The sequence below is a fragment of the Micromonospora solifontis genome, assembly GCF_003725545.1.
Lineage (GTDB): Bacteria > Actinomycetota > Actinomycetes > Mycobacteriales > Micromonosporaceae > Micromonospora > Micromonospora solifontis.
The window spans coordinates 1-9,442 of sequence record NZ_RJLN01000135.1 but is presented as its reverse complement, the minus strand read 5'-3'; the positions used below and the strand labels follow the sequence as shown (position 1 = coordinate 9,442).

Sequence of the window (9,442 nt, the reverse complement as noted above, 5' to 3'; positions counted from 1 at the left end):
CGACGACGCTGCGCGGACGGCGCCGGCCGAGCACGCCCTGGGCGACCGCCACGCCGACCAGCACGATCAGCGCGCCCACCGGCTGGTGCCAGTTCATCCGCTCGCCCAGCACCACCGCGCCGACCAGCACCGCGAAGACCGGGATCAGGTACGTGACGGTGGACGCGGTGCTCGCCCCGGCGATCCGGATGTTGCGCAGGTTGATCACGAAGGCCAGCCCGGTGCCGAGCGCGCCGAGCGCCAGCACGCTGGCCACCACCCGCGGGGAGAGACCGGTCGGCACCGGCGGCGCGCCCGCCACCAACGGCGCGACCACCGCGAGCTGCGCGGTCGCGACCAGCAGTTGCGCCGCCGACAGGGACAGCCCGGAGTACGCGCTCCCGGCGATGAACTTCTTCTGGTACGGAATGGCCACGCCGTAGCAGGCCGCCGCGCCCAGGCACATGAGCTGGCCGGTGAAGTGTGAACCGCCGACGCCCTCCCAGACGCCGAGCACCACCAGCACGCCGGCGAAGCCCAGCGCCAGCCCGACCGCCCGGCGCGCGGTCAACCGCTCGGTGCGGAAGACCAGCACCGCGAGCGGCAGCACGATCAGCGGCGTGGTGGCGTTCCAGATGCCGGCGAGCATCGACTCCACCCGCTGCTCGCCGAAGCCGAACAGGGTGAACGGGATGGCCACGCCGAACGCGGCGACCACCAGCAGGTGCGCCCAGACCCGGGGCTCGCGGGGCAGCCGGTCGCGCAGCACGGCCAGCACCACCAGCAGGGTCACCGCGCCGGTGGCGACCCGGTAGAGGGTGAGGTGCAGCGGGTGCAGCTCGGTCACCCCGACCTTGATGAAGAGGAAGCTGGAACCCCAGATCACGCCGAGCGCGAGAAAGCCGGGCAGCCAGCTGCGCAGCGCCGCCCGGTCAGGAGTCAAGTCCGCCGTCACCCCTGACACTCTGCCGCAGGGGTACGACGAAGTCCCGCGAAAATCCGACGCCGTGTCGCGGGCCACAGCAGCCGACCTCGATCCGCTGGAGCTGCCGCCCTGAACACGGCAAACACGGTCGACAACGAGGCGGCCGGGTCACGTAGGGTCGCGTCGTGGGACGAATCGATGACCTCGCCAACCGGTACGTGGCCGACTGGGCGCCGCTGAGCCCGACCGGCGCCACCTACGTCGGCATCGCCGGCTACGACGACCAGCTCGACGACCTCTCCCCGGAGGGCTACGCCAGCCGGGCCGACCTGACCCGACGCACCCTGGCCGACCTCGACGTGACCGAGCCGGACACCGAGGCCGAGCGGACCGCCAAGGAGGCGATGCAGGAACGCCTCGGCCTGGAGCTCGCCCGGCACGAGGCCGGTGAGACGACCAGCGAGGTCAACGTGATCGCCAGCGGGCTGCACGACCTCCGGATGGTGTTCGACCTGATGCCGACCGGGGGCGACGACGCCAAGGCGAACATCGCCGCCCGGCTCAACGGCTTCCCGGCCGCGCTGGAGGGCTACAAGCGGACGCTGCGCGAGGCGGCCGCGGCCGGCCACGTCAGTTCGCGGGTGCAGCTGGTCGAGGTCGCCAAGCAGTGCGACATCTGGACCGACCCGAACGGCGACAACTTCTTCCACGGGCTGGTCGAACGGCTCGGGGCCGACGGCGTGCTCGGCGCCGAGCTGCGCAAGGGCGCCGCCGCCGCCACCGGGGCCACCGCCGAGTTCGGGCAGTTCCTCCGTAACGAGCTGGCTCCCCGGGGCCGGGAGAAGCAGGCCGCCGGCCGGGAGCGGTACGAGCTGGCCTCGCAGTACTTCCTCGGCGCCAAGGTCGACCTCGACGAGACGTACGCCTGGGGTTTCGCGGAGCTGGCCCGCCTGGAGGCCGAGATGCGGGCGGTGGCCGCCCGGATCGTCGGTCCCGGGGCCAGCATCGATGACGCCGTCCGGGCGCTGGACGCCGACCCGGCCCGCACCATCCAGGGCAAGGAGGCGTTCCGGGACTGGATGCAGGCGCTGGCCGACAAGGCGATCAGCGACCTGCACGGCACCCACTTCGACATCCCCGAGCAGGTCCGCCGGATCGAGTGCTGCCTCGCGCCGACCAGTGACGGCGCCATTTACTACACCGGCCCGAGCGAGGACTTCTCCCGGCCCGGCCGGATGTGGTGGGCGGTGCCGCAGGGCATCACCGACTTCTCCACCTGGCGCGAGGTGACCACCGTCTACCACGAGGGCGTGCCGGGTCACCACCTCCAGGTCGCCCAGACCGCCGTCCGCGCCGAGAAGCTCAACCGCTGGCAGCGGCTGCTCTGCTGGGTGTCCGGGCACGGCGAGGGCTGGGCGCTCTACTCCGAGCGGCTGATGGACGAGCTGGGCTACCTGGACGACCCGGGCGACAAGCTCGGCATGCTCGACGGGCAGGCGTTCCGCGCGGCCCGGGTGATCGTCGACATCGGCATGCACCTGGAGCTGGAGATTCCGAAGGACAACCCGTTCGGCTTCCACCCCGGCGAGCGCTGGACGCCGGAGCTGGGCTGGGAGTTCATGCGGGCGCACTGCCGGGTGCCGGACGAGAACCTGCGCTTCGAGCTGAACCGCTACCTGGGCTGGCCGGGGCAGGCCCCCTCGTACAAGGTGGGCGAGCGGATCTGGCTCCAGGCCCGGGACGAGGCGAAGGCCCGCAAGGGGGCCGACTTCGACCTCAAGGAGTTCCACCGCCAGGCGCTGGACCTGGGCGCGCTGGGCCTCGACCCGCTGCGCCGGGCGTTGGCCCGCCTCTAGCCGGAACGGAACGGCCGAGCACCGGAGGTGATCTCCGGTGCCCGGCCGTTTCGCGTACCCGGCTCAGACCAGGTCGAGCTTGAGCTTCGGCTTGGCGGTGAGGACGTTCGAGTCGACGTACGCCAGGTCGATCGAGGGGTCGGTGAAGGTGATGGGCAGCGGCGAAGTGATCGGGATGCCGTCGGGGAACGGCAGGTCCGGGGTCAGCGTGATCTTGATGCCGAGCAGGTACCCGACGAAGCGGGTGGCGTAGAAGGCGACGTCCCCGCGGACGGTGAGCTGGTCGGTGACGTACCGCTGGTGCTTGCCCGCCGGGCCGGTCGCCTGCAGGACGAAGTCGTCGGTGACGGCCTCGTCCATGGAGAACTTCAGGCACTTGAGCGTGCCGTCGCGGGTGGGCAGCTCGACGATCCCGTCGAACCGCAGCCCGGTCATGGTCACCTTGGACCCGGTGAGCTTGGACACCGGATCGGCGATGTTCGGCTGGCCCGCCTCGGCGGCGACGCGGGGCAGCGGCTTGCCCGCCTCGACCGGCGTCGGCTTGGTCGGCCGCGGCTCGGCGCAGGTGCTGCCGCCCGGCTTGGTCGCCGGCTTCGCCGCGGAGCTGGTGCTCGGCGCGGCGCTGGTGGCACTCGGCGTGGGGGTGCTGGCGGCCTGGTTCGGCTCGGCGGCCGGCGACGCCGAGCCGCTCGGGGTCGGCGACGGCTCGGCGCTGGCCGAGTCGTCGCCGGTGAACAGGCCGGTGATGCCGTCGACGATGTCGGTGAGCAGGTTGCCGTCCGAGGTCGCCTCGGGCGTGGGGCTCGGGCTGGCCGAGGCCGAAGCGGAGGCCGACGCGGACGGCTTCGGGTCGGCGGTGGCGGTGGCGGTGGTCGTCGGGCAGGCGCTGGGCGCGGCGAGCGCCGGCTGCTCACCGCGGAGCGCGACGAGGCCGGCCACCGAGACGCTGGCCAGCACCAGCAGGATCGCGTACAGCTTCGGGTCGCGGCGCCCGGAACCCTCCGGCGCGTCCGGGCCGACGGCCGGCAGCACCTGGGTGGTGTCGGCGGCCTCGGGGGGAGCCGGCTCACGCAGCGGGTTGCGCGGCTCGGGCAGCGTGTCGGTGAGCACGCCGGTGGTCTCGTCCTCACGCTGCCGGGGCAGCAGCTCGTCGACGAGGGCCGGTTCGTCCTCGGCCGCGGGCCCGTCCGCATCGTCGGTCGGCCCGGTCTCGGCCACCGGCTCGCCGGCCGGGGCCGGCTTCTTGGCCGGCACCCAGGCGAAGCCGAGGGCGCTGCCGATCATGCCGAGCAGCAGGCCGATGAAGAAGCCGCCGAGGTTGACCCCGATCATCGAGTAGAGCGCGGTGATCGCCGCGACGATCGCGTAGAACATCCGCTGCGCCGGGGTGAACCAGAGCAGCATCCCGCAGGCGACCAGGATGACCGGGATCAGCCAGGACAGGAAGCCGGTCGGCCCCATCTGGAAGGTGAGGCCGTTCAAGCTCATCTGCGTGGTGCCGAAGATCTCCAGGCCGGCCAACGCGGTGAAGAGCCCGCCCCAGAACGGCCGGCTCCGCCGCCAGCGGCGGAACCCACGCCACGCCTCACCGACCCGACCGGGCCGGGCGTGCTGCGTCTCGGCGGTTGTCACGTACTCCTCCTGGCGGTGCTGTCGGCGTGGGGCAGGGTCGAGGCCCGCGGAGGGCGCCCTCCGCGGGCCTCGACATCAGATCAGAAGCATTCCTTGGCGCTCGGACCCACGTTCACCTTGAGCTTGAGGCCGTTCAGAGTGAAGACGCCGGCGCTGGTGGAACGGGCCACCTGCTTCAGGTCGGTGATGACGACCTTGTCGGCGCTCTGGCCGAAGGACTTCGCCTGCGCGTCCGGGTTGAGGTCGGTCGCGTCGCGGCCGATCTTGATGTTGGTGAACTCCGCGTTGCCCTCGAGGGAGTCCATGTCGATCAACAGGTCGCTGGCAGTGGCCGGGGTGCCGCCGCCACCGGCGTTGATGGTCAGCACGATCGGCACGCCCGGGATGCTGGCGTTCACCGACTGGCAGAGGTCGTACAGCTTGGCGTTGCCGATCTCGGAGACGGCCACCGGGTGCAGGGTGCCGTCCTTCTCCCGGGCGATGCCGCCGTACTGCTTGAAGCCGTTACCTTCGAGCTTCGAGGCGCCGACCTTGAAGGTCTGGCCCGAGACGGCGAACGAGGCGGCGATGGCGCCGTTCGCCATGCCGAGCACGATGCCGCCGGCCACGACGGTCGCCGGCACCATCATGGCGGCGAAGCGACGCCAGCGGGTGCCGCCATTCACCTGGCGGTCTTCCGATTCACTCACAAGGTCCTCCTCGACGGGGGTGCGTCACCGACCGCGGGTCGCGAGTCGGGACGGGGAAAGCTGCTCGGGCGGTGCGGCGACCGTTGTGCCGACGGGCCGCGCAGTACGCGGATTGGATGCTCTCGCGAAGCGACACAGCTCACAAGCCCCTTGCTACTGGCGGGTAACACAACCGTGCTATCAAGATCGCCCAGGGTTACCAACGGTTAACATCCCGACAGCAATGAGTCCCGGGCAAACCGGCGTGATTACGACAGGAAGGCCGCCAGGTTTCACCTGTGGTAGCCGTCACGGACATACATCACAGTTCGGTAACGGGGCGCTGACAGACCGCTGAGGGTGAGGTGCCGCTCACCCGTCCGGCCGACCGGGCTGACCGGTCGGCGGGTGGGTCAGTCCCGGCCGTCCAACCAGGACCCCAGGAGGTGACGGTCGATCGAGTCGATCCGACCGAGGGGACGCCCCTCCGCCACCCGGGCCCGCAGCTCCTCCCGGCTGAACCAGCGCGCGTCCACCAACTCCTCGCCGTCCACCCGCACCTCGGTCGAGGCCGCCGTCGCCCGGAAACCCACCATCAGCCCGGCCGGGAACGGCCACGCCTGGGACCCCTGGTAGGCCATCCCGGACACCGTCACACCGGCCTCCTCGGCCAGCTCCCGGCGTACCGCGTCCTCCAGGCTCTCGCCGATCTCCACGAAACCGGCCAGCGTCGACCAGGACCCCTCGGGCGCGCCCCGGTGCCGGGCCAGCAGGCAGCGCCCGGACTCGTCCGGCGCCTCCACCAACACGATCACCGCCGGCTCGATCCGGGGAAAGAGCAGCCGCCCGCAGCCGGGCCCGGTGCAGGACCGGGTGTGGCCACCGTCGCGCGCCTCCGTCACCGCCCCACAGGCGCCGCAGTGCCGCTGCCCCCGATGCCAGTGCAGCAACCCCTTGGCGTACGCCTGAACGGCCGCCTCGGCCGCCTCCAGCCCGCCCACCAGGGCCCGGACGTCCACCGCCTCGACCGCCCCGGCCAGCGCCAACGCCTCCGGCTCGGGCCGGCCCGACAGGTCCACCGCGAAGATCGCCCGGCCGGCGTCCAGGCCGAGGAAGACCGTCTCGTCGGCGGCGGTGAGCAGCCCGGCCGCATCGACGGCGGCCGGGCGCACCGGAACCCGCTCCGCCGACACCAGGCAGCGGTCCCGCCAGAACGGCAGCAGCACGCTCTCCCGATCGCTCAGCCGGGCGGCGATCCATCCCGGGTCGCCGCGCAGCCCGCCCGCCCGGTCGAGCCAGCCGCCGCCGTACGCCAGAGCACGCTCATCCGCCCGCACCCGCCCACCGTCGCACGAGCCGCGTCCGGGCGGGGTGCCGGGGCCGGGTGATCACCGCGACACCGCGCCCGTTCCGCCGAGGCGGGCGACGCCCGGACGGAGACTCCCGACCGCCTCGAGCGTTGGTTACCGTAGGTGTCTCCCGGGGTGGGGAGCGGTCCCCACGTGAAACTTCCGATCGAGGTTGCTGTGACGCTGTACGGGGAAAAACTCCCGCCCGCCGACGACCGGCCCACGGTGAAGGTCACCGCGGTGAGCTGGCCGGACGACGAGCCGGAACCCGCCGGCGCGCCGGCTCCGGGCCGCCCCGCCTGGTTCCGGCGGGGGCGGGTGCTGCTCGCCGGCGGGTTCGCCGCCGCCGTGCTCGTCGCCGGCGTCGGTGCCGGCACCTGGGCGTACGCGGGCGACGTGCCCCGGGGCACCACGGTGCTCGGCGCCGAGCTGGGCGGCCGGAGCCGCGCCGACGCGGCGCGGGCGCTCCGGGCCGAGCTGGAGCGCCGCTCGGCGGAGCTGAACACCCCGGTCAAGGTCACGGTGGGCGAGCGGAGCGTCGAGCTGAAGCCCGCCGACATCGGGCTCGCGGTCGACGTGGAGGCCACGGTGGCGGCGGCCGCCGCGGTCGACGCGCACCCGGTGAGCCGGCTCGTCGGCTCCCGCACGGTCGACCCGGTGGTGGCCCTCGACACCGCCCGACTGGACGCGGCGCTGCGCCGGGTGATGGGCGCCCAGGGCCGCGAGATGACCATGCCGGCGATCATCTTCACCGGCACCACCCCGAAGCCGGTCTACCCGAAGCCGGCGCTGACCATCGACCAGGCCGGGGCGGCCGACGCGGTCAAGGCGGCCTGGCTCGCCGCCGCGCCGGTGACCGTGCCGCTGATGGAGAAGTGGCCGGCGACCACCCGGGAGGAGGTGGACCGGCTGGTGGCCGAGCTGGCCAAGCCGGCCGTGGCCGCCCCCGTCACGCTCTCCACCGGCCAGGGCTCACTCACCATCCCGCCCAGCGCCATCGCCCGTGGCCTGCGCTTCTCCGCGGACGAGGCGGGCAAGCTGACGCCCCGGATCGACGTCAAGCGGCTGCGCACCGCCCTCGGTGAGCGGCTCGCGAAGATCGAGGTGGCGCCGCGGGACGCTGGCCTGACCATCAGCGGCGGCAAGCCGAAGGTGGTGCCCGGCCGGCCCGGGCGGCAGCTCGATCCGGCCACCTTCGGTCCGGCCCTGCTCGCCGTGCTGCCGAAGGCGGACGGCCGGACCGTCACCGCCGAGCTGACGCCGGCCGAGCCGGAGCTGAACGAGGCGAAGCTGGCGGAGCTGGGCATCAAGGAGCGGGTCTCCACGTTCACCACCCGGTTCCCGGGCGGCCTCTCCTCGCCCCGCAGCCAGAACATCGTGCAGGCGGCCAAGGACGTCGACGGCACGATCGTGCAGCCCGGGGAGACCTTCTCCCTCAACGCCCACACTGGTGAGCGCGGCTACGACCAGGGCTACCAGGACGCGCCGACGATCGTGAACGGCAAGCTCGTGCCCGGCGTCGGCGGCGGCGTCTCCCAGTTCACCACCACGCTCTTCAACGCCAGCTACTACGCCGGCCTGGAGGACGTCGAGCACAAGCCGCACTCGTTCTACTTCAGCCGCTACCCCGCGGTGATCGAGTCGACCATCTACTGGCCGGACCTCGACTTCAAGTTCCGCAACAACACGAAGTACGGCGTGCTCATCGACACCTCGTACACCGCCAGCACGATCACCGTGTCGATCTGGAGCACGAAGATCTACGACAGCGTGAAGACCGAGTACGGCCCCCGCCGGGACATCACCCAGCCGAAGACGGTCTACCTGAAGCCCGGCCCCGACTGCATCTCCGCCGCGGGCAGCGTGGGCTTCGCCCAGGACGCCTACCGAGTCATCAAGCAGAACGGCAAGGTCGTCAAGCGGGAGAAGTTCAGCTGGCGCTACGCCCCCGAGCCACGCTTCATCTGCGGTCCGGACCCGGCCGGCTGAGGTCCGTCGGGCGCGCGCACGGAAAAGCCCCGCCGGGCTCGTCGCCGGCGGGGCTTCCTCTCGTCGTACGCCGTCAGGGGCGCGCCTCGGCCAGCCCCTTCCGTACGCCGTCGGCGTCGCGGTCGGTGCCGTAGACCGGGGTGTCCGGCTGCTGCCGCCAGCTCTCGTCCAGCGTGCCGGCGTCCACCGGGTCGAAGCCCAGCTCGTCCACCAGCCCCATGACCACCCGCTTGGCGTCGGCGTCGTCGCCGGCCACCGGCAGGCCGATGCGGCCCGGGGTGCCGGCCGGCTTGCCGCTGTCCATCAGGTTCGCGGCGTGGATGTTGTTGAAGGCCTTCACCACCCGGGCGCCCTTCAGGTGGTCCGCCGTCCACCGGCTGGAGCTGAGACTGCGGTCGAGCAGCTCGGGGATGTCCCCGTCGCGCTGCGGGTAGTAGTTGTCGGCGTCGACGACGACCTTGCCGTCGAAGAGTTCCGCCGGCAGGTCCGGCACGGCCTTCAGCGGGACGGCGATGGCGACCACCTCCGCCCCCTGGACGGCCTCCTCCAGCGTGCCGGCCATCGCGCCCGTCTCCGCCGCGAGATCGCCCAGGCTCTGCGGCCCCCGGGAGTTGGCCACGGTCACGTCGTGTCCGAGGGCGGTCAGGCGACGGGTGAGGGTGCCACCGATGTGCCCCGACCCGATGATTCCGATCTTCATCATCACTCCTGCCTCCGCCAGCCCCTGGCGGTCAGTTCCGGTCGGACCATCAAGCAGGTACCCCGATCGGTCCGTCCCGATCATCGCCGGGGCGTACCGCGGGTCACGTTTTCCGCCGTCCTGGCGGGTGGAGGCGTACGGCCGTCCCGCACAGACCGTACGAGAACCGGTGGGTGGTGCGCGGGAGTTCGCGGAAGGAAATGCGCTTCCTACGGCTCGACCTGCCGCGAAGCGGCCCATCCCTGCCGGCGGACAGCGCGACGTGCGGCAGGACGAGCCGATCAAGGCGGTCGGCCCGCAGGCTGGCCAACCGGGCCGGAAATGCGTTGAGGGCCACCCCCGGC

Annotated in this window: 7 protein-coding genes; 2 read left to right on the top strand and 5 right to left on the bottom strand. The window is 72.4% G+C overall.

Going from position 1 to position 9,442, the window contains the following annotated elements; all coding sequences use genetic code 11:
* A partial coding sequence (locus tag EFE23_RS26450; protein ID WP_148058540.1) for a DMT family transporter occupies positions 1-934 on the bottom strand: 934 nt, incomplete at its 3' end.
* A 155-nt stretch (positions 935-1,089) separates the two neighbouring features.
* On the opposite strand from EFE23_RS26450, the gene EFE23_RS26445 reads away from it, so the two are divergent.
* The gene (locus EFE23_RS26445) at positions 1,090-2,760 is read left to right on the top strand and encodes a DUF885 domain-containing protein (RefSeq protein WP_123243610.1); all 1,671 of its coding nucleotides are present in this window, start codon (positions 1,090-1,092) and stop codon (positions 2,758-2,760) included.
* Between the two features lie 63 nt (positions 2,761-2,823).
* Here the strand turns inward: EFE23_RS26445 and EFE23_RS26440 are convergent, their stop codons facing one another.
* From EFE23_RS26440 to nudC, 3 genes are all read right to left on the bottom strand, one after another.
* Entirely contained in the window at positions 2,824-4,392 is a 1,569-nt protein-coding gene (locus EFE23_RS26440) for a DUF6114 domain-containing protein (protein ID WP_123243609.1), read from the bottom strand.
* Between the two features lie 80 nt (positions 4,393-4,472).
* Positions 4,473-5,021: a DUF6230 family protein gene (locus EFE23_RS26435; protein WP_123243612.1), complete on the bottom strand. Its 549-nt coding sequence runs from the start codon at positions 5,019-5,021 to the stop codon at positions 4,473-4,475.
* Between the two features lie 452 nt (positions 5,022-5,473).
* Positions 5,474-6,397, bottom strand: a complete 924-nt coding sequence (gene nudC / locus EFE23_RS26430; protein ID WP_123243608.1) for an NAD(+) diphosphatase — start codon at positions 6,395-6,397, stop codon at positions 5,474-5,476.
* Between the two features lie 189 nt (positions 6,398-6,586).
* On the opposite strand from nudC, the gene EFE23_RS26425 reads away from it, so the two are divergent.
* Positions 6,587-8,398 carry a VanW family protein gene (locus EFE23_RS26425; RefSeq protein ID WP_123243607.1) on the top strand — a complete coding sequence of 604 codons (1,812 nt, stop codon included), beginning with the start codon at positions 6,587-6,589 and terminating at the stop codon, positions 8,396-8,398.
* Between the two features lie 73 nt (positions 8,399-8,471).
* Here the strand turns inward: EFE23_RS26425 and EFE23_RS26420 are convergent, their stop codons facing one another.
* Positions 8,472-9,098, bottom strand: coding sequence for an NADPH-dependent F420 reductase (locus tag EFE23_RS26420; protein WP_123243611.1), 627 nt, complete (start codon positions 9,096-9,098; stop codon positions 8,472-8,474).
* Between the last annotated feature and the right edge of the window lie 344 nt (positions 9,099-9,442).

Excerpts from the sequence above, each read along its gene's own strand:
- EFE23_RS26435 (WP_123243612.1), bottom strand. The coding sequence starts at position 5,021 with ATGATGGTGCCGGCGACCGTCGTGGCCGGCGGCATCGTGCTCGGCATG.
- EFE23_RS26420 (WP_123243611.1), bottom strand. The coding sequence starts at position 9,098 with ATGAAGATCGGAATCATCGGGTCGGGGCACATCGGTGGCACCCTCACC.